At 48.7% G+C, this 19,416-nt stretch carries 17 protein-coding genes; 11 read left to right on the forward strand and 6 right to left on the reverse strand.

From position 1 onward, the window contains the following. The first annotated feature begins 93 nt into the window (after positions 1–93). Complete coding sequence (locus SD10_RS21230) at positions 94–1,134, forward strand: Gfo/Idh/MocA family oxidoreductase (RefSeq protein WP_046576560.1); 1,041 nt, start codon at positions 94–96, stop codon at positions 1,132–1,134. Positions 1,135–1,428: 294 nt separating this feature from the next. Here SD10_RS21230 and SD10_RS21235 read toward each other — a convergent pair whose 3' ends face one another. Then, positions 1,429–2,211 (reverse strand): hypothetical protein, encoded by a 783-nt coding sequence (locus tag SD10_RS21235; RefSeq protein ID WP_046576561.1) that lies wholly within the window; start codon positions 2,209–2,211, stop codon positions 1,429–1,431. A gap of 349 nt (positions 2,212–2,560) precedes the next feature. On the opposite strand from SD10_RS21235, the gene SD10_RS21240 reads away from it, so the two are divergent. Both SD10_RS21240 and SD10_RS21245 read left to right on the forward strand, forming a co-directional pair. After that, complete coding sequence (locus tag SD10_RS21240; RefSeq protein WP_046576563.1) at positions 2,561–2,815, forward strand: hypothetical protein; 255 nt, start codon at positions 2,561–2,563, stop codon at positions 2,813–2,815. 226 nt (positions 2,816–3,041) lie between these two features. Then, a complete protein-coding gene (locus SD10_RS21245) occupies positions 3,042–3,284 on the forward strand; it encodes a hypothetical protein (RefSeq protein WP_046576566.1) in 243 nt (80 codons plus the stop codon). 103 nt (positions 3,285–3,387) lie between these two features. Here SD10_RS21245 and SD10_RS21250 read toward each other — a convergent pair whose 3' ends face one another. After that, positions 3,388–3,792 (reverse strand): hypothetical protein, encoded by a 405-nt coding sequence (locus tag SD10_RS21250; RefSeq protein WP_046576568.1) that lies wholly within the window; start codon positions 3,790–3,792, stop codon positions 3,388–3,390. 378 nt (positions 3,793–4,170) lie between these two features. Here SD10_RS21250 and SD10_RS21255 point away from each other — a divergent pair, with 378 nt between their 5' ends. Continuing rightward, positions 4,171–4,944: a tyrosine-protein phosphatase gene (locus SD10_RS21255; protein ID WP_046576570.1), complete on the forward strand. Its 774-nt coding sequence runs from the start codon at positions 4,171–4,173 to the stop codon at positions 4,942–4,944. 22 nt (positions 4,945–4,966) lie between these two features. On the opposite strand, the gene SD10_RS21260 is transcribed toward SD10_RS21255, so the two are convergent. Genes SD10_RS21260 through SD10_RS21270 form a run of 3 tightly spaced genes read right to left on the reverse strand, consistent with a single transcriptional unit; the run spans position 4,967 to position 8,393 of the window. After that, positions 4,967–5,956, reverse strand: a complete 990-nt coding sequence (locus tag SD10_RS21260) for a glycosyltransferase family 9 protein (RefSeq protein WP_046576572.1) — start codon at positions 5,954–5,956, stop codon at positions 4,967–4,969. Next, positions 5,953–7,686: a hypothetical protein gene (locus tag SD10_RS21265; protein ID WP_227699040.1), complete on the reverse strand. Its 1,734-nt coding sequence runs from the start codon at positions 7,684–7,686 to the stop codon at positions 5,953–5,955. Before SD10_RS21265 ends, SD10_RS21260 begins: the two co-directional genes overlap by 4 nt. A 2-nt stretch (positions 7,687–7,688) precedes the next feature. Next, a complete protein-coding gene (locus SD10_RS21270; RefSeq protein ID WP_046579936.1) occupies positions 7,689–8,393 on the reverse strand; it encodes a hypothetical protein in 705 nt (234 codons plus the stop codon). A gap of 166 nt (positions 8,394–8,559) precedes the next feature. On the opposite strand from SD10_RS21270, the gene SD10_RS21275 reads away from it, so the two are divergent. From SD10_RS21275 to SD10_RS21300, 6 genes are all read left to right on the forward strand, one after another. Next, positions 8,560–9,657, forward strand: coding sequence for an acyloxyacyl hydrolase (locus SD10_RS21275; RefSeq protein WP_046576574.1), 1,098 nt, complete (start codon positions 8,560–8,562; stop codon positions 9,655–9,657). A 276-nt stretch (positions 9,658–9,933) separates the two neighbouring features. Beyond that, entirely contained in the window at positions 9,934–11,448 is a 1,515-nt protein-coding gene (locus SD10_RS21280; protein WP_046576576.1) for a capsule assembly Wzi family protein, read from the forward strand. Between the two features lie 21 nt (positions 11,449–11,469). Beyond that, positions 11,470–13,080 carry an ArnT family glycosyltransferase gene (locus SD10_RS21285; RefSeq protein WP_227699041.1) on the forward strand — a complete coding sequence of 537 codons (1,611 nt, stop codon included), beginning with the start codon at positions 11,470–11,472 and terminating at the stop codon, positions 13,078–13,080. A gap of 12 nt (positions 13,081–13,092) precedes the next feature. Further along, positions 13,093–14,061: an NAD-dependent epimerase/dehydratase family protein gene (locus SD10_RS21290; RefSeq protein ID WP_046576578.1), complete on the forward strand. Its 969-nt coding sequence runs from the start codon at positions 13,093–13,095 to the stop codon at positions 14,059–14,061. Beyond that, entirely contained in the window at positions 14,036–15,034 is a 999-nt protein-coding gene (locus SD10_RS21295; protein ID WP_046576580.1) for a glycosyltransferase family 2 protein, read from the forward strand. The genes SD10_RS21290 and SD10_RS21295 overlap by 26 nt, the downstream gene beginning before the upstream one ends. Positions 15,035–15,515: 481 nt before the next feature. Then, on the forward strand, positions 15,516–16,298 hold the full coding sequence (locus tag SD10_RS21300) for a WecB/TagA/CpsF family glycosyltransferase (RefSeq protein ID WP_046576581.1): 783 nt from the start codon (positions 15,516–15,518) through the stop codon (positions 16,296–16,298). 195 nt (positions 16,299–16,493) lie between these two features. Here the strand turns inward: SD10_RS21300 and SD10_RS21305 are convergent, their stop codons facing one another. After that, positions 16,494–17,567 carry an NAD-dependent epimerase/dehydratase family protein gene (locus SD10_RS21305; protein WP_046576583.1) on the reverse strand — a complete coding sequence of 358 codons (1,074 nt, stop codon included), beginning with the start codon at positions 17,565–17,567 and terminating at the stop codon, positions 16,494–16,496. Between the two features lie 779 nt (positions 17,568–18,346). Between SD10_RS21305 and SD10_RS21310 the strand changes: the two genes are divergently transcribed. Further along, complete coding sequence (locus tag SD10_RS21310) at positions 18,347–19,357, forward strand: endo-1,4-beta-xylanase (protein WP_227699042.1); 1,011 nt, start codon at positions 18,347–18,349, stop codon at positions 19,355–19,357. The last annotated feature ends 59 nt before the right edge of the window (positions 19,358–19,416 follow it).

The following is a 19,416-nucleotide window of genomic DNA, read 5'->3' on the forward strand; positions in this document are numbered from 1 at the left end:
CGTTGAGTTGGGTTAACTGTACGCTATAGCAACGCTGATACACCCGCAAATCTTACCTTTACGCTCTATTCTCTGATCCTTACTTCATTTGATATGTCTATCGTTATTCAGGTTGGTTTGGTGGGGTTCGGTTTGTCCGGACGGTATTTCCATACGCCGTTTTTATCGGTCAATCCGCGCTTTCGTCTAAAGAAAATAGCCAGCAGTCGGCCCGAGGCTGTTCATGCATTCGATGCCGCGATTGAGTGGGTCGCTACGGCGGAGGAGTTGTTTGCGGACCCTACTATCGACCTGGTTTTTATCTGTACCCCCAACGAAACCCACGTCGATTATGCCCGCCAGGCACTGGAACACAAAAAGCATGTAGTCATTGAAAAGCCGTTTGCGCTTTCCGAACAGGAAGCCCATCAACTTCTGGAACTGGCCCGGAAGCAGGAGCGGGTGGTTACGGCCTACCAAAATCGGCGTTGGGATTCTGATTTTCTAACCATCAAGCGCCTACTGGCGGAGGGGGCTTTAGGCAACCTCGTTGAGTTCGAAAGCCGGTATGACCGTTATTCACCCGTGAATTTGCGGGCGCAAAGCTGGAAAGAGCAAGCGGGTGCAGGACGCGGCAATCTCTACAATCTTGGACCGCATCTGCTCGATCAGGTCCTGCATCTCTTTGGCACACCCGATACCGTAGAGGCCACGATCCGGATCATTCGCCCCGATAGCCGCATTAACGACTATTTTGACATAAAGCTGGGCTATTCAGATAAGGCAGCCCGGCTGAAATCCAGCCTGTTGGTCTATCATAATCAGTTGCGCTACAGCCTGCATGGTACGGGCGGCTCCTTTATAAAAAATGGGTTGGATGCGCAGGAAGAACGGCTTCGCCTGGACCAGTTACCCAATGACAAAGCCACGTGGGGCACTGAACCTGACGATCGGTGGGGAATGCTTTACCGGGATGGCCGGACTGAACTCATCCCCAGTGAGCAGGGTAATTACATGCCCTTTTATGATAATCTCTACGAAGCTATCGTCAACGGCGCCGAGCCCGCCATAAACTCGACCGATATCTGGCAACTTGCCCGAATTATCGATCTGGCAGTGTTGAGTAGCGAGTTGAAGCAGACCATGCCTTTTTAACCTGGGTCAGCCACCTTTCGGGTAACATTATTAACGTTATTACTGAGTAGCGAAAACAAAAAAGCCCGCCCACATCAGGGTAGCCGGGCTTAAAGTACCATCAAATTAATTCAACCAATGATTTAGACAGAGTTAATCTGATTATGGTCACTTTGAGTACTCTCAATTCAAGTGCAACATCCGACCACCCGATGACGTACGGGTTATGTTTTTAATAGAGATTATTTTCATGCGGTATCCGATTGGGTGCCGTTTGATTTTTCAAATGAGGCCAATTGCCTTCCAGCGCAGAACTTACGTAAATGGGTACTCGCTGAAACTCGACTGGCGAACGCAAAAATCGTAACCAAATCGAATAGTCGAATCCCGAACCAGTTTAACAAGCCAGGCGGGTGCCTCCGGCGCTATTCGTACCGATTCGATCAGGGCCTGCAAATCGACGGCTACCGTTTCGAATACCCGTGTTGGATCGCTAAAGAAAAACGCATTGGGGTCTTTACTATCCTGCTGAAATTCATACATATCGATATAACAAATACGGAGTTCCCGTTCATGGGCAAAGGATTTCCGTTTATACATGCTGTTGAAAAATCCCTCTTTCACTTCGTTCATGTAGGTCTGATGATCAACGTAATTGACCTCCCCGATATGAAAACCAGCGGGCAACGCCTGTCTTAATTTTGTATACGTTGTTTGAATGGCAATGGTATCGTCCGACTTTGCATACAGTCGCCACATGGCTGCCGATTCACAATCACTGATGTGCCAGCAGTTTATGTAGACATACTGGCGCTGGTATTTTTTCCAGAGTCGTCCCAGTATAGCCGGCAATTCACCTGGGGTGCAGGTGCTCTTGCTTGTAAATTCGTTGCGGTGTTCTTCCAGCCGTGCCCGTATATCGTCCTGCCTTACCGACCCTTCAAAATGATCATCGAATTGATCGCACCTGGTCAGATGCAAGCTTCCCGAGTTAAGTAAGGCCATAAACCGGGTGAAATCCATGTAGCGCCAAAGGGTGGTGTTTACATCAGAAGGAGGGCGAAACAAGGTGCTTTCAAACTCGTCAAATTGTTCCATAGCAAAGCAGAGCAATGTTTGGGTTTCAGCTTGTATAGCTTTAAGGTATTGGATAGGTGTGTAATTTAGTACTAGCAGTATCGTACAACTAAACTATACAGATTGATAAAAACTACTTTAGCCAAGGGGTTCTTATTGCTTTTTTGATAATAATTTCCCCATTAATCATAATTTAATCAGTAACTAGCGATCCTTTGTCACTTATCTACCGTCAAAGCAGTTAGAAAATTTAAACTATACATTTCGAAGCAGAAGCCCGTAAAAAGCGATTAAGGTTCAATTAAGAAACAGAATTTTCTCGAACATTAGTCCTACGCCCGGGTTTGGCTTCATACTATAGTCTATTGATATGAAATCAACGGTAGATAACATCAAAAATCTTTGGTTCGGCGCGGACACCCCCATCCGTCAGAATAAAATCAAGTTGCATCCTGAACTATGGGCCGCCTGTCAGCGGGTCAACCAGCATTTCACGCCACCGTCGGGTGCGCTGCATATAGATCAGTACCGTAAATCAGACCGGCTGGCCTTCGCCCGTGCTGTCCTGAAAGAATTAAATCAGAAAGAGTCTGTCATGGAGCCCAGCATGTATGACATGGCCTAGAAGCCAGCAGTTGCCTCTTCCTGTCTTTTCCTGGTTTATGGCCTGTGTATCAAACAAGCAAAGCATATTGTCTGATACACAGGCTGGCTAGCTGTATACCTACACCAACCGCAACGCCGTGAATGAAGGTGTCATTATCTTATTGTAAAACCAGGTCTACCTGTTTGGTCTATAGCTTTGTTTGGTTAACTTTATCACCGAAATGACCTTAAAATAACCTTTACGAATGCTTAGTAATAAAGACGAAGCCCAACTAGCAAACGCGCTTACCCACGACATCAACGACGCGTTGAATCGTCGGATCGAAGAACGCTTTCGAGCTGCGCTGTTTCTGGCCGACCCTGGCCTGGACATGGCCACCGTTACCATTGTTAGTAACGTGGAAAATGATAACGAACTGACGATTGATGGCGTAGACGACGAGACGATCGATAAAGCCATGGTTATTTTTGAATCGCAGGCAGAGTAAGAACGCCTACTCCTCACTGCCAGCGCGCCCGCCTGTTTTCCACAGGCGGGCGCGCTTACTATTCTATAACGTCTAGTTACAATTTCTGGGTATACAGGAAGCATTACTTGGCTTTGTCGTCCACCTTAGGCTTTAGCGTGCCACGGGCAATCGGCTCTGGCTTCGACTTGGGCGTCGTATAACGCATGAGCGTCGCTACCGGAAATTCTTCTTTTGGCGACTTGGCAATCAATAGCTGATAGGATCGAGTGCCAATGACCAGATTAGAATAACTGATGTACCGGCTGGATGCCTGGATTAGCCCCCAGTTAGCCAGGGGTTCCTTCGCAATCAGGGCTTCGTCTTCATCCGACAGAGCCGCATAGGCCGTATCAGGCAGGAAGCGCTTTCCCGACACCCCTTCAATCACCGACACAACGGATGGTGGCGTAGCCGTTGCTGGCTTCGTTTGTGCCATTGCCGATACACCCAGTAAAAGCAAGGCCACTATGGTTAGCAATCGTTTCATGGCGTTGGGAGAAAGTAAGGCTTGTTTACGTATGTTTCAATGGCCGTTCGCCTATTGGTATACTATGTAAAAGAACCCCCGCCAGCGTTAATTGTTTTTATCGCTCATGCATGAGTAGCGTCGTTTAGGCCTGGAAGACACCTTAACAAGCCCTTAATGTGACATTAAAGGAAAATTAAAAGCCGAATAACAAATTTTGGTTAACACACAGACCAAAGCGGGGAGTCATAAATCAATTCAATTGACGTATTTGACGGCCTTTCCATCGACTTTTCCCTTCTCCAGACGAGCCATTACGCACGTTCAGGAAAGTTGGTTACATGCATCCTGTTTTTTGTTAGCCGACTGATTATGTAAATTTGGGGACATTACGCAACTATGAACGCTTGGGAACGATTTAAGAAACGGTTCATTCCGACTTCAGGTAACGACCTGGGATCAGTAGAGGAGGCTTGTTTCTGGAAGGTAGACATGCATTCTCACTTACTCCCCGCCGTTGACGATGGCGTCAAAGACCCTGAACAAACACTTACCTGTTTACGGCAAATGATGGGATGGGGCATTGAACGGATCATCACTACCCCGCATGTCAGCCGCGACTGGTATCCTAACTCCTCAACTGTTTTACGGGAAGGGCAGGCGCAACTGCAGGCCCTGGCAGATGCCAACGACTTGCCGATTCAGATTGATGTGGCTGCTGAATACATGCTGGATGAGTTTTTTCCGGATCTGCTCAACACCGATGATCTGCTCACGTTTGGTACCGAGCGTTATCTGCTCGTAGAAACAGGCTGGGCGGCTGCCCCACAACAACTGGAAGATATTTTATTCCGTATTCAAACACGTGGCTATACACCCGTGCTGGCTCATCCGGAACGCTATACCTATTACCATGGGGATGACGCGTCATTGGCCCGCATACGCGACGTCGGGTGTCTGTTCCAGCTCAACTGGCTGTCCTTAACCGGTCGGTATGGCAATAAGGTTCGGTCGCAGGCGCAACGAATCCTTAAAAACAACTGGGTAGATTTCATCGGCAGTGACCTCCATCGACCCGAAGATTTGCCGGCGCTGGGCTCGCTGTTTTCACTGTCCGACTACGACCTGCTCCGTTCGCAACCCTTACGAAACGCGTCTTTGCTAATCCCCTAATCCGTTTGGGCAGTTTAATACGTCAGTACTGATTCTGCATTTCGTTGCTTCCTATGAAAGCCGGGTCAATGCTGAACGATAAGTCATTCATGCATTTGAAGTGCCCAAGCGGGCATTTATCATGGCCTATTTTGGAGCAGGGCCGACAGTTGAGCGCCGTGTTCTCAACAATCAGGTGACGGGTTTTATACGGATACATGCCCAATTGGGGCGTTGTGCTCCCCCAAATCGACACAATCGGTTTTTTGAGCGCTGCCGCAATGTGCATGAGGCCTGTATCATGGCTGTAGACCATCTGCGCCCGCCCAAGAAGCGAGGCCGACTGATTGACCGAAAATAAATCACAGGCATTGTAAATCAAGTCGTCGCCCAGCGCGCTACAAATCAGTTCGCCCGTTTGGCGATCGTGCTGATCGCCCAGCAACACAATCGGTCTATCTATTTTTCGGCACAGGTCAATCATGCGTTCTACGGGCAGTCGCTTGGTAGCGTGCTGCCCACCCAGTGCGTAGGCCACGTAGGCAGATTGGTGCGTCGGCGGTAATTGACTAAGGGGCACCTGGTCTTCAGCCGAAATGAAATAGTCAAGCCCTTTTTCGTCGTTGCTGACGCCCAACGCACGAATGGTATCCATGTAGCGATCAACAATGTGTACGGGTGGCATCACATTGGCCTTGAACCGAACATAGAGCCACTTCTGCATATTGATCTTGTTGACAGTAACCGACCGCTTCGCCAGCATGCCTTTGATCAGGCGAGTACGTAAACTATTGTGCAGGTCAATGACCAGATCGTAGTGTTCGCTCCGTAATTGCCCGACTAACTGCATCAAACTATCATCCAGGTAATGGCACTTATCGATGTATGGATTGTGGGCAATCAGTTCCTGATACCGGCGCTTGGTACAGTAGTGAATCTCAGCTCCTTCCATAGTTTGCCGCAAACACCGAATCACGGGGCTTGTCAGCACAATGTCGCCAATAGACGAAAAGCGTAGGATGAGGATTTTCATTTGCAGTACATCTCTGCCCGGATTTTAAGTGTCCATTCGGGCTTGTCAACTAAATAATTATTCTGATGCAGGGGCCAAGTGGCACCGCCATCGGTACTGGCTCGAAAATCGTAGGAACGGCCCACCTTTAATTTGTAGGAGGCCGCTTTTCGATAGGTACGCGTAGCCGTTATAAGGTCATGCCATTTTTCCTGGCCAACTTCGCTATACTGGGTTTTGATTTGTGCCGGTAACGAGGACTCATCCAGTGTGGTACCGCCGGGGCAGGAAAAGGAAAATTCAAGTTTCATGACAGGGGGTACGGGTAAGGGCGCCAGGTTGATCGCTACCGGGGTTTGATCACAAGTGAGGCCCGGCCCCGATTCGGCAATCAATCCGCCTTTGGCGCCTTTGCCCCAGGCATCGGTTTCGTCGTATACCTGCAACTTCAGTTTCTTGTTTTTCGACTGATTCCCGATTCGGATGAGCGAACCATTGTTTACGTTAGCATAAAAAGAAGCAACCTGCTTGCCGGTAGCCACATCAATCAGCTTACAGAGGTAGTTCACATCTACCCCAGACAGCTTGCTGCTTACTTTAAAAATGGGTCCGGCATCGCAGATCGACTCCGTCCAGCCCACTACGTAGGCGGCTGCATTGGCGGCCTCGGCCTGGTACTGCAAGCGGCCCGTTTGTGCATTCTGCCTGACGACACCCGGTTTTTCTTCCTGCCAGCGATTCGTGAACTCATCATAGCTGTATAAAGGAATCGGATCGCCCGCCCGTATAGACCGGCCTTCGCTTACATTGTAGGCAAGCGGGTTCAGATCCATTGTCCACTGAGCAGCTGGCGACAAGCTTCTGGCTAATGCATACCGCTCATTATACAATTGAATCGTGACTGAACCAGCCACGGATAGAAGCCGCATTGTTCCCGGCGCAGGGCCTCCATCCCGCCCTGCCACTGCTGTCAGTACCCCCCCACCCGGAATGTAACTGGTCGCTTCATCGTTGCGGGCATTGGTATGGATGATGGCCAGCGTCAGGGCACCGTCTACTGCGCTTCCGTCGCGGTCAGCGAGCTTAGTCCCCGGCTGGAGGGTGACGGTGGCCCGATCAGCGTCGTTAGTTTGGGGCGCCGTTGTCACACTCAGGTTGGCCGCCACCGTCCCATCGCTGCTGGCGCTTCCCGTCGTGCGGGCTGCGTTGAGCGTTCGGGGTGGCTTGAGCATATTGATCCGCCGGATCGTGCGTGTTTGCCGGCTACCATTCGTGAGCACAACCGGTTGAACAACGGCTAAATAATCCGGGGCTTCGACAACAACGGTAAATTTGAAGGGATCTTGTGGCGAAAGGCTAGCCGTTGGGGAAGCTGCTACCAACAAATTCCCGTCGCTGTTAATTTTGAATTTTGTCGTGTTCAATGTCGTTACCACCTTAGGGGCATCAGCACCGGCTATTTTTACCAGATTATCGGTTGGTAACGGATTACCAGCCGGATCATAAAACCGACACTCCACAACCCCTTCCTGGATGGGATCTTTCAGGCCAATGGTTAAGCCATCGAGGGGGTTATGGCAGGACCCGGCGAAGACCACAAAAACCAGCAGGCAAACAAATGAGTGAAAGAGTGCCGCAACGGATGTTGAATGAGTAAAAGAGTGCCGCAACCCATGTTGACTGCGGGCACGCCAAACCCTCTTTCGCTCGTTCAACGTCCGTTGTGTCGTCGCATTCTTTTGATCGTTCACGTTTAGTTGAGTTTATAGGAAAGCGTTACATTAATGGAAGGCAGGTAGCGGTAATTCGACAGGTTCCGCTCCACAGTAGGCACCTGCTGATCAATGGTGGTTGTTTCCAGAAAACCCTCATAATCAAGCTGCACGCTTGGTTTTCCGATATAAAAAACGCCCATCTCGAAGCCAACTCCCAAACGTTTGTTGGGCAAACTCCGACCGAATCCCCAGCCGAGGTAACCCACAACCGGGTGCCAGCGAAACCCTAGATTGACGGTTCCTACATCTTCGGGCGTTAACTCAAGCCCGTCCAGGTTCAGGGTATTCTCGGCAGTGATGACAAACCGCATAGCCGGGTGCCAGGTGTACCCTAGTCCGCCCGTAACAAAAAACGAACTCCGTGGAAACGGATGCCATTTCAGGTTGGCCTGGGCAATCCCAATCATTAAATCAGGCTTGATCTGTATATACGAATCCGTGGCGGCTTCTACCCGAATAAGTTTGCGATAGGCAAAATACTGTCCGCCCACCCGAAGCGTCAACCGATTGGACCGACTCAACAGCCGATTGTAGTAAACGCCGGGGCCTGTCGTACCGATCTGAACACTAATTGATTGGTAGAATGACTGCGTGATTATAGAATCTGGCGGCACGAACTGAGCGGCTTTGAGCTCCTTCTGACTTAGCCAGCACACGAATGCACAAAGGCAAATACGAACCATAGTATCGACCAGTTTCGGCTTAGAGCCGTTAGTAAGCATACTGTAAATTTATATTTTTATTAATTTACATCCTTATTTTATCTGATTTGTTTTAAAAGTTAACTTAAAAGGATGAATATAGCGGAAGCAATCACCAGCGGCCTCCTTTCGTAGATGCCATTTCTATATGTTTACGTCTCGCTACTTATTAATCGCCTGCTTCGTCATCAGTAGTACTGTGCTGGCTTTTGGCCAAGAAAATGAACCCGATGAAGAACGGGAACTGGGCGTTATTGCCTTGCAAGGAATAAGTAAACCCACTTACATTACTCCCATTTCCACCCAAACGCCGGTTGGTATTGAGCTACGGTACAGCCGTTTACACATGCGTAGAGAATCCTGGCAGCAATGCCAGTGCTTTTTTCGGTCGGGTGTTTTTGTCAATGCCTATTCGTTTCGCAATCCGGAAGCGCTCGGCCAGTCGATTGGTGCCGGACTTTTTTACGAACCCATTTTGGTGCATCGGGCTCGCTGGGGCCTTTCCGTGCGCGCCCTGGCGGGATTAGCGTATGTGTCGCGCCATTACGATGCCATCACTAACCCAGGCAACCGCGCTTTTGGAACGGCCATCAATGGATTGATTGGGGCTGGGCTTTATGCCCGCTATGCCTTTGCGCCAGGCTGGCGTTTGCTGGCCGGGTTCGATTATAAGCACATCTCCAATGCGGGTGTCCGGCTCCCGAATCAGGGCTTGAACATACCGGCCTTAGCCGTTGGTATACAACGTTATATGGGTTCATCGACCTTACCCAATCCGCAAAATTGGCGTAACGTCGATCCGGGCAAACGCTGGATGTTCCGCGTGATGGCTTTAGGTTCCGTTAAGGTGCTGGAAGCCAACAAAGAGTACCCCGAACGAGGCTATCCCGTTTTTGGTCTGAACCTGATTGGAGGGTATCATTTAACCCGAACGCATGTTCTGTCAGGAGGAATCGAGCTCCTTGATGACCGCTATTTCAAGGAGCAGATCAAGCAATGGACAGGTCGTTACCAACCATATCGACAGGGCACCTTACTGGCGGGCTACGAATTTTGGCAGGGCCATTTTTCGTTTACGGCCCACATGGGCTGGAATGTAGCTCGCCCACTTTGGTACAAGCCAGCTACGTATCAAAAATATGGCCTACTGTATAGGTTTAGCAATGGATTTACGGGCGGGGTAGCCGTAAAAGCCTATGGCGATAATACCAAAAACTTTCAGGCTGTTGCCGGTATGACGTTTTAAGCAACTGATTTTTACTCGAGATTATAGGACTGCTGAAACCCTATTCAATGTCTAAACCTTATTTGAAAATAGCCAGTCGATTAGTTAACATTTTTATAATATAATTTACTAATTCAATATAATTAACAATATATGGATACTAATTATTATCTTTAAAAATACTATAATGCACCCTTAGTTTGTATATACCCCATCTGACCAACGTTGGACTAATTTGCTCGAACCAGCTTATTTGATCAGAAACACGGTCTGGGAGTTACGCAATCCTTTGATTCAATGCTTAATAAACTACTCTTTTCTCTCTTCTTTTCCCTCTGCCTAGTTTCGGCTCACCAACTAGTTGGACAAGCCATTCCCGACACGGTAACCGCACAGCAAAGCATCCTGGCTGAAGTAGGTGGATTCGGGTCCTCAGCCGCCCAAACCCCCTTCTGGTTCCGCTCACGACAGTATGGAACGGTCCCGTTAAACGGCTCCGCGGGTATTCTGCGCCTTGGGGTGACGAGGCAATTCGGCGATTTGCAGAACAAGCGTCAACTACACGCAAAAGTGTCGATTGAAGGCGTCGCGAATGTCGGCTCCAGTTCGCAACTCATTTTACCGGTGGCGTATGCGAGTTTATTTACAAAGAATTTTGAAGTATACGCCGGTCGTCGGCGGGAAGTATTTGGCCTCGTTGATACCTTGCTTTCATCGGGCTCCTATGCCTGGTCTGGCAATGCCCTTCCGCTCTATAAAATTCAGTTTGGTACGCGTGGTTATGTTCCACTGGGGTTCACAAAGGGCGTTGTCGCAGTAAACGGCATGTACGCCCACGGCTGGTTCAGCAATACCGATTCCATCCAGAACTCGTTTCTGCACCAGAAGGCCCTGTTTGTACGAATCAATCTTTTTCACAATCGGGTGCGGCTGTACGGGGGAATGACCCATGTAGCGCAGTGGGGCGGCTCATCGACTATTTTTAAGGACGGGATAACAGTGAACGGAAAAATTCCGAGCTCACTGTCCACCTACAAAGATATTATCCTGGTCAGGCAGCCTCCCAATGACCCAACGCAGTATAGCAATTTTGACTTAATCAATCAGGCGGGTAACCACCTGGGCTCCATTGATGTAGCCCTCGAAGTGGATACGGATCAGGCCAACTGGTATCTATATTATCAGCATCCTTTCGAAGATAAGTCGGGCGTCGCCTTCCAGAATTTACCCGATGGCTTGTATGGTGTTCGCTGGAAAAACAAACGAAACGACGCTCACACGGGCTTCCGCCTTACCCAGGTCACAGCCGAATTCCTGACCACTATGAATCAGACTAACTTCAATTTTGAGATTGGTAGCCGTCTGTATAATGGAGCTGATGATTACTTCAACAACTACCAGTACGTTGATGGCTGGACGCACCGCCAGCACGTTATTGGAACGCCTTTTCTAACCCGCTGGCAGGATTCGCGCGCGGATTTGCACGATCTGAAAGGAGGGTTTAAGAACCACGGGCTTATGGCTATCAGCAATAACCGCGTCGAGGTTAGCCATCTTGGCTTGCTGGGTCAATGGCCTTCCGGCGCGCAGCTACGCGCCCTGCTCTCCTTTAGCCGAAATTTTGGACGACCGATTACAAGTGATCCACGAGCGCCTTTTTCCCAATTCTCGGGCATGGCTCAACTGTCTTTACCTGTAAACTGGCTGGGCGGCTCTCAACTCAACCTGGCGCTGGCTCTCGACCAGGGTCAATGGCTGACCAACAACGTGGGTGGCTGGCTGAGTCTGCGAAAAGTTATTCAGAGACGATAAGAACGACTATACCTCATCCGAATGGTTCCTCATCCAACAGCCCCCCAGGCGTATGCCTGGTCTAAACCCCAATGGACACTGCTCATCAGCACTGGTCTGCTCCTTGTGCTGGTGTCGCATCTGGGATTTATGCCGCTCGATACAGGCGACGAAGCCCGGCGAGCCCTGGTTTCTCTGGAAATGATGCTCTCCGGAGATTACATTACCCCTACCCTGCATGGCGAACGCTATTTCAATAAGCCGCCGTTGTACAACTGGCTGATTATTGGCTCCTACCGCCTGTTTGGCAATTATTCGTCGTTTGCCCTTCGGTTTCCTATGCTTGTTTCGCTGGTACTGCTAGGGGTAACGATGTTTACTTTTGTCCGCAAATACAGCAGTCCAACGGTTGCCTGGGCCGCGACCCTCATGACGCTGACGAATGGCCGGGTACTGCTCTATGACTCCATGTTGGGCCTCATCGAGATCACGTTCTCGCTGGCCACCTATACGGCCATGATGCTGGTCTATTATTACGATCGGAAGCGTAACTACTGGCTGCTCTACCTCACAACCTATGCCCTTACGGCCATTGCCTTTTTGCTCAAAGGATTACCGCCACTCGCGTTTCAGGCGTTGACGCTGCTGGGCTGGTTTATTTACACGCGTCGATTTAAACTGCTTTTCCACCCGGCCCACTTCGTCGGGATTGGCGTCTTTCTCCTGATTACGGGGAGTTATTACCTGGCTTATTTCAGCCGAAACGCCATTCCGTTTCAGGATGTAGCGGGTGTTTTACTGACCGAAAGCACCAAACGAACCGGACTTGCTTTTGGCTGGGGACCAACGCTCCTGCATCTGCTTACGTTTCCATTTGAGTTCATTTACCACTTCGCGCCATACACCTTGCTGCTGGTTCTGTTCATCCGGCGGGGTGTCTGGACAATCTTGACAAAAAATCCCTTCATTGTCTTTAACACGTTGACTTTCAGCCTAACGGTGCTCATCTATTGGTCATCGCCACAGGCGTATGGCCGCTACCTGATCGGGTTAGTGCCTCTCTTCTTTACAGTTCTGGCTTACTTATACCACAAACATTCCAGCCCGGCTGATCGGGGGCGCTGGTGGGTGGAGCGGGTCTGGCTGATTCTGACCATCGTGCTGGCGATTGGTGCCTGGACGGCTGTTTTTTACCCAACCACACGTGTTCTACCCGCTGCCTTCTGGAAAACAGCCTTTCTGTCGGGACTGCTCGCCGGTTTAGCCTGGCTCATGAGCCGCCCGTCGGCCAACCGACTTGGGCTGTTGATCGCAGTTCTTGTGGTTGTTCGGCTGGGCTTCAACTGGCTGGTACTGCCGGGTCGGGCCACGAAACGCCAGTTTTATCAGGATAGTGCCACGCAGGCCGCTCTCCTGACGCTCGGACGGCCGCTATATGGCTACAAAACAACCGTGGGCGATGGTCCGGCTACCGACGTCAGCTCCTTTCACATCACCGCGACTAGGGGCGAGATCCTGCGCAGAACCAGCAAGAAAATACCGGGGGCTCTTTACATCGGCGATTCGCTCACCCTAGCCAGGGAGCGTTATAGGCCGGTTGGTAAACTGGTGCTGTTCGACCGGCACCCAGCGTCTATTGTTCAATTTGAGTAAACCATTCTCACGATGACAATCCTGATCACGGGCGGGGCAGGCTTTATTGGCCATACGCTGACCAACTATTTGCTGAACCAGGGGCATACGGTGCTGCTGGTGGACAATTTTAATGATAGCTACGATCCGGCTATTAAATGGCAGCATATCGAATCCCTCAGGCATTTGCCCAACTGGTCGCTGCTTCAGGGCGATATTCGCGACAAGCGATTCATGCGCCAAGTTTTTCAGGCGAACGCCATCGACGGGGTCATTCACCTGGCAGGATTAGCGGGCGTACGGGCTTCGTTGCAAAACCCGGCCGCCTATTTCGACCATAACGTAAACGGTACCGCGGTGCTTCTGGACACCATGCGCAACGCGGGCGTGAAGCGGCTGGTCTTTGCGTCGTCCTCATCGGTTTACGGGGTTCGGGCAGGGGGAACATTTCAGGAAACCGATTCAGCAGAAGACTCAGTGTCACCCTATGCGCTATCCAAACGGGCCGCCGAGCGATTGTGCCAGCAGCACCATCGGCTATACGGCCTGAATGTGTTTTGCCTGCGCTTTTTTACCGTGTACGGCCCCCAGCAACGGCCCGATATGGCCATTTCCCGCTTTATCCATCAACTCCATTCAGGTCAGCCCATTTGCCTCTTCGGAGACGGACGTAGCCAGCGCGATTACACATACGTCGATGATATTGTGCTGGGTATCAGCCGGGCCATAGAACGGGTAAAAGGCTTTGAACTTATCAATCTGGGCAGTGCAAATCCGGTTACGCTACTCGAACTGATCGCCCTGCTTGAACAGCAAACCAAACGGCGCGTTCCGCTCAACTGGTTCACGGACCAGCCGGGTGATGTGCCTTATACGCACGCTGACATCCGGAAAGCCCGCCAGCTATTGGATTATCAACCGACCACCGATCTGGCAGAAGGCCTGCGCCGAATGGTCATCAGCTACCAGCAAAACCATGTCTACCTACCAGCCCTTGATTAACCAGCCGATTACGGACCATCCGTATGTATCGGTCGTTGTGTGTGCGTATAACGAAGCGGGCAATAGCAAACCCCTCGTTGCCCAGATAACAGCAGCGCTACAAACGCTCGATTATGAGATCATCTACGTCAACGATGGGTCTACAGATACGACGCTGGCCGAGCTCTTAGCGATTCAACACGAGCGGCTGACGATCCTGGACCTTCAGAAAAACTACGGCCAGAGTGCGGCTCTGGCAGCCGGCATCAGCGCGGCCAGGGGCCAGTTCATTGCGACGATGGATGGCGATCAGCAAAATGATCCGCTCGACATCATCCCGATGCTTCAAGTGGCGGAAGAACGCGATGTGGACCTGGTGGTTGGCCATCGGCACAACCGACAGGACAACGCCTGGCTACGTCGCTTACCCAGCCGGCTGGCCAATAGCCTTATCCGGCGAGCCGTTGGACTACCCATCAGCGACAACGGCTGCGCGCTCAAGATCTTCCGGGCTGACTTTGCCAAACGGATCGGCTTATACGGCGAACTTCACCGGTTTATAGCCATCCTGGCCCACTTTGATGGGGCACGGATTGTGCAGGTTCCCGTGCGCCATCATCCCCGCCGGATCGGTCAGTCCAAATATGGATTAGGCCGTACGGGTCGGGTTTTGAGCGACCTGCTGTTGCTGGTATTCCTCAAACGCTACCTCAACAAACCCATGCACCTGTTTGGCGGCCTTGGCCTTTCTCTGCTGGTCAGTGGCCTATGTCTGGCGATGCGTTTTTTGTGGGTTACTGACGCAAACGTGAATGGGCTTGACCGGTTTGCGGTCGGCATTGTCTGGTTACTGGCTGGCCTGCAATTCCTTGCATTTGGCCTTGTTCTTGATCTCCAGATGCGCACTTACCACGAATCGCAGGGTAAGAAGAATTACATCGTTCGGCGCACATACCGTGCGTCAGTGCCAATGGAGTCAGTAGCGTTGTATTGACAATTGATTGATCGTGCGCACCCAGTTAAGTAGTCAAGTTGCACGTTGATAAAGCGGATAACTTTGATAATCAAGCGGCTAAAAGTCCCAGCTTTATCGAGGATTTATACGTGATAAGTTATAAACTCATATATGGCTTCACGAAGGCTATCAGGTTGCTTTTACCTGTCAGAACTACACGGTACCTTATCTACACCTGTTAATCAATACAAATTATACACATAATCCATTTTACAATACTACATGTTACTAAAAATAATAATTTTAAACAAATAGTTATTTTTATAAGCCATTTGCCTATATATTAGCATTGTAAACGGGTGATACACTTGCCATTATCAAGTATCACCCACGCCAGGTATGATAAATGCCTGAACAGAAGCGCTCGGCTCAGCCTGTTATGGCCTCTGTGCTTCTGTCTTATCAACGCCATTTATTCTGTAACCAGATCGGTCTTTTTCAACCTGTCTTTGACATAACTATGACTAAACAGTTCGCCACAACGCCCTTATTCGGCATCTCCTACGCGTCGGTTGACTATACATCGGCGACAGACATTATTATTCAGTACGCCGAGAAACGAACGAGTTTCGGCGTATCAGCGCTGGCCGTTCATGGCTTAATGGAATCGAAGCGCAATGAAACAATTGGCGGACACGTATCCCGGATCAACATGGTGGTTCCAGACGGGAAACCCGTTCAATGGGCGCTGAATGCGTTTAACAAAGCAGCACTGAAGGACCGCGTCTATGGCCCTGACCTCACCCGGCATGTATTAAAAGCAGCAGGTGAAAAGCAACTACGAGTTTATTTGTATGGCAGTACAGCTTCAACACTTGAAAAACTCAGCGAATACATACCCCGTGTGTTTCCGGGCGTAACGATCTGCGGTATTCATGTAGACCGCTTCCGGGATGCAACTCCGGAAGAAAAAGCGGAAGACATCAAGAAAATCAATGCGTCGGGTGCACATATCGTTCTGGTCGGCCGGGGTTGTCCGCGTCAGGAGATTTGGGTATCCCAACATTTGGGCGAAGTTAATGCCGTTATGATGGCCGTTGGAGCAGCTTTCGATTACTTCGTTGGCAACATAAAACGTCCACCGACCTGGATGCAACAGTCTGGTTTAGAATGGCTTTTCCGCTTATCGCAGGAACCGCGTCGGTTGTTCAAACGCTACGCTGTCACAAACTCCCTGTACATTTATTATGTCATGCGCCAGTTTATAATCCAGCGAACATCGCCGGTCAGCGCGCAGGCCTGATTGCCAGATTATCATTCAGTTTGTAGCCCCTTCTGCCTGTATATAGCACTATACAGGCAGAAGGGGCTACGAATTTCCAGCGCTTTGTAGTGGGGTACGCTATAACCAGTTCTCCAGCGAAAAACGAACAAAGGTCGGCGGGATGAAGATATGTTCTTCATCCCGCCGACCTTTGTTCAATACTCTTTTTAAACGCTAAACGGTTTGCTCCAACCGGGCAACCATGCTGTCGTGTATCTGCACCATGGTCTGATTCAGATCATAATTCCAGGTCCAGTCTGGATAATGGTTTTTGAATTTGTTCAAGTTTGAAATATACCAGATGTGATCACCGATGCGGTTTGTTTCTGAGTAAGTATAGTTCATTTTGTTACCCGAAATTTGTTCACAGAGGGCAATCGCTTCCAGCATAGAACAGTTCGCGTGACGTCCGCCACCCGCGTTATATACCTCACCAACCCGTGGATTCTGGTAAAAATGCCAGAACATATTGACCAGGTCGTAGCTATGAATGTTATCGCGAACCTGTTTGCCCTGATAGCCAAAAACAGTGTACTGCGTTCCCGTGATGGCACATTTCATTAGGTATGACAAGAATCCGTGCAGCTGCGCTCCTGAGTGATTTGGGCCTGTCAGGCATCCACCTCTAAACACGCCGGTTTTCATACCGAAATAGCGTCCGTATTCCTGCACCAGGATGTCAGCCGCCACCTTCGAAGCTCCGAACAGCGAATGCTTGGTATGGTCAATACTCATGAATTCATCGATCCCATCCTGAAAGTAAGGGTGGCTTTCATCGATCTCCCAGCGCGTTTCTGTCTCAATCAACGGCAGGTAATTTGGGTTATCGCCATAGACTTTATTCGTTGAGGTAAAGATAAAAACAGCCTCCGGACAATGCTGACGAGTCATTTCCAGCATGTTTAGTGTCCCGTTAGCATTCACGGTAAAATCGGTAAAAGGTTCGCGGGCGGCCCAGTCATGACTAGGTTGAGCAGCTGTATGCACGATCAGTTTAATGTCCGTACCGAATTCCCGAAAGATGGGATCAAGCTGGTTCACCTCCCGTATATCGGCAGGGCGGTGTATATAATTCGTATGAGCCTCCTGCAAGCGGTTCTGATTCCACTCGGTCGATGCATCGGCGCCAAAAAAGTATTGGCGCATATTGTTATCAATGCCAACGACTAAATCAAACTTATCAGCAAAGAAGGCAACAGATTCGCTACCAATCAATCCGGCCGAGCCAGTTATTAAAGCAATACGCATAGATGAATAAAAGTTGAGGTTGAACTAAGGAGCTATATGGGTAAAAACACCTAAAAACGTTTATAGAGTTTACAAGTTATGTAGCCTGGCAAGGGATGTTTACCTACTCAAACTTAATCAAAAAAATGTTACCAAATCATATTATGATAAACTTTAAGTATAATAAAATTACAGTTAGGGTATTTATTGTATTATTCAATTATAATGCTGACTTTAAGTAAGCTTATCTTTCTAAGCATCAACTTCATAGGCACGTATAATAAGCCTGCTTCACTAACTACCCAGACTAGGAATTAAAAAGCCTATAAAATCGTCGTTCGCCTAAATCAAAGGCGAAACGAGCCGCGTTTCTATAGCGAGCAATAAGAGAGACTTTACGGTAATTAGGCTTACAAGGCTGTTAACCTATTATTTACATTTTATCAAAAACTAACTTAAATCCAATTTCTAAAAGAATGCTCACTACCTAGCAAAGTGATAAAAATGAGAAAACCGAAAAAATCTGATAAGTATCAGAAAAACCGCTGATCCAGGTCATTCATCGAAAATGACCGATTTGAGGGGGCGTAGCAGGCGAGATTTGATCATCGAATCAAAAACAACTCGCCAAAATGTTACGGTCATCTACTTCGAGCAACCAAGTTTCTTCAACTTCTTCTTATAAAGGATTCACGGTTTTGTTCACTTTCGTCCTATTCAGCTTCCTGACGGCCTGCAACCCAAAAGATACTGCAATTGCGCCCCAAGCAGTAGAGTCAGCAGACCTATCAACAAGCGTTATGTCGACAAACCAGCTAGCTAATATGGTTGTCGACAGTAACTCGACCTTAAGATCTGTAGCTTCCTTTCCAATAGGCGCTGCGCCAAATTATCATCTTCTAGTCAACAGTAGTAAAGTTTACAATCTGTTCTCAAATCAATTCAACTCTGTAACTGCTCATGCTTACATGAACATTGAATACGCTCCAAGCAAATTCAATTTTAGTGAAGCCGACTATTGGACAAATTATACCAATAACAAGCAAATAAGAATGCATGGCCACTGCTTACTGTATCACATGGCAACGCCTGATTGGTTAAGCAACTATTCGGGTAGCACTAACGATTTTGAAAAAGTTATAAAGAATCACATACAAACAATTGTAAGTCGTTACAAAGGAAAATTCAAAAGCTGGGATGTCACAAACGAGATTATTACTGGTAACGGGACTTTAAGAAACACTTCGTTTCGAAAACTTTACAAAAATGACGAAGACTATATGAACTTTATAAAAAAATGTTTTGTATGGGCCCACGAGTCAGATCCAAATGCTCTTCTGTTCTACAATGATTTTGATTATGAGGTATCTGCTGCGAAAATAGATGCAGTTGTTAAAATGATAAATGATTTTAAAAAGAGTGGAATTCCTATTCACGGCTTAGGAACGCAGATGCACATTTCAATCAAAACTCCTGAGTCTGGTATTGCAAACTCTTTGCGTAAACTCGCTGACACTGGACTTCAAATTCATATTTCAGAACTAGATATTAAAGTAAATGTCCAGAACGAAACTAACTTCACCTGTACAAACGCACTTCAAAATGAACAATCATTGAAATTCTACAACCTAGTTAAGCTATACAAATCGAATGTACCAAGTTACCTTCAATATGGCATTACAATGTGGGATTTGAGCGACGCTGATAGCTGGTTAGTTACTGCACAGAAGCCAGAAATGCCAACTCTATTTGATAAAGAGTATAACAAAAAGTCTTCTTTTTATGGAATACTGAATGCGCTCAAGCAATAAGTATTAAAACACTATATTTATAGATTATAAAAAAGGACGAGGTTCAAAACAAGTTTGTA

The organism is Spirosoma radiotolerans, from assembly GCF_000974425.1.
In the GTDB taxonomy this organism is placed as follows: domain Bacteria; phylum Bacteroidota; class Bacteroidia; order Cytophagales; family Spirosomataceae; genus Spirosoma; species Spirosoma radiotolerans.

Excerpts from the sequence above, each read along its gene's own strand:
- SD10_RS21230 (WP_046576560.1), top strand. The coding sequence starts at position 94 with ATGTCTATCGTTATTCAGGTTGGTTTGGTGGGGTTCGGTTTGTCCGGA.
- SD10_RS21235 (WP_046576561.1), bottom strand. The coding sequence starts at position 2,211 with ATGGAACAATTTGACGAGTTTGAAAGCACCTTGTTTCGCCCTCCTTCT.
- SD10_RS21240 (WP_046576563.1), top strand. The coding sequence starts at position 2,561 with ATGAAATCAACGGTAGATAACATCAAAAATCTTTGGTTCGGCGCGGAC.
- SD10_RS21245 (WP_046576566.1), top strand. The coding sequence starts at position 3,042 with ATGCTTAGTAATAAAGACGAAGCCCAACTAGCAAACGCGCTTACCCAC.
- SD10_RS21250 (WP_046576568.1), bottom strand. The coding sequence starts at position 3,792 with ATGAAACGATTGCTAACCATAGTGGCCTTGCTTTTACTGGGTGTATCG.
- SD10_RS21255 (WP_046576570.1), top strand. The coding sequence starts at position 4,171 with ATGAACGCTTGGGAACGATTTAAGAAACGGTTCATTCCGACTTCAGGT.
- SD10_RS21260 (WP_046576572.1), bottom strand. The coding sequence starts at position 5,956 with ATGAAAATCCTCATCCTACGCTTTTCGTCTATTGGCGACATTGTGCTG.
- SD10_RS21270 (WP_046579936.1), bottom strand. The coding sequence starts at position 8,393 with ATGGTTCGTATTTGCCTTTGTGCATTCGTGTGCTGGCTAAGTCAGAAG.
- SD10_RS21275 (WP_046576574.1), top strand. The coding sequence starts at position 8,560 with ATGTTTACGTCTCGCTACTTATTAATCGCCTGCTTCGTCATCAGTAGT.
- SD10_RS21280 (WP_046576576.1), top strand. The coding sequence starts at position 9,934 with ATGCTTAATAAACTACTCTTTTCTCTCTTCTTTTCCCTCTGCCTAGTT.
- SD10_RS21285 (WP_227699041.1), top strand. The coding sequence starts at position 11,470 with ATGGTTCCTCATCCAACAGCCCCCCAGGCGTATGCCTGGTCTAAACCC.
- SD10_RS21290 (WP_046576578.1), top strand. The coding sequence starts at position 13,093 with ATGACAATCCTGATCACGGGCGGGGCAGGCTTTATTGGCCATACGCTG.
- SD10_RS21295 (WP_046576580.1), top strand. The coding sequence starts at position 14,036 with ATGTCTACCTACCAGCCCTTGATTAACCAGCCGATTACGGACCATCCG.
- SD10_RS21300 (WP_046576581.1), top strand. The coding sequence starts at position 15,516 with ATGACTAAACAGTTCGCCACAACGCCCTTATTCGGCATCTCCTACGCG.
- SD10_RS21305 (WP_046576583.1), bottom strand. The coding sequence starts at position 17,567 with ATGCGTATTGCTTTAATAACTGGCTCGGCCGGATTGATTGGTAGCGAA.
- SD10_RS21310 (WP_227699042.1), top strand. The coding sequence starts at position 18,347 with ATGTCGACAAACCAGCTAGCTAATATGGTTGTCGACAGTAACTCGACC.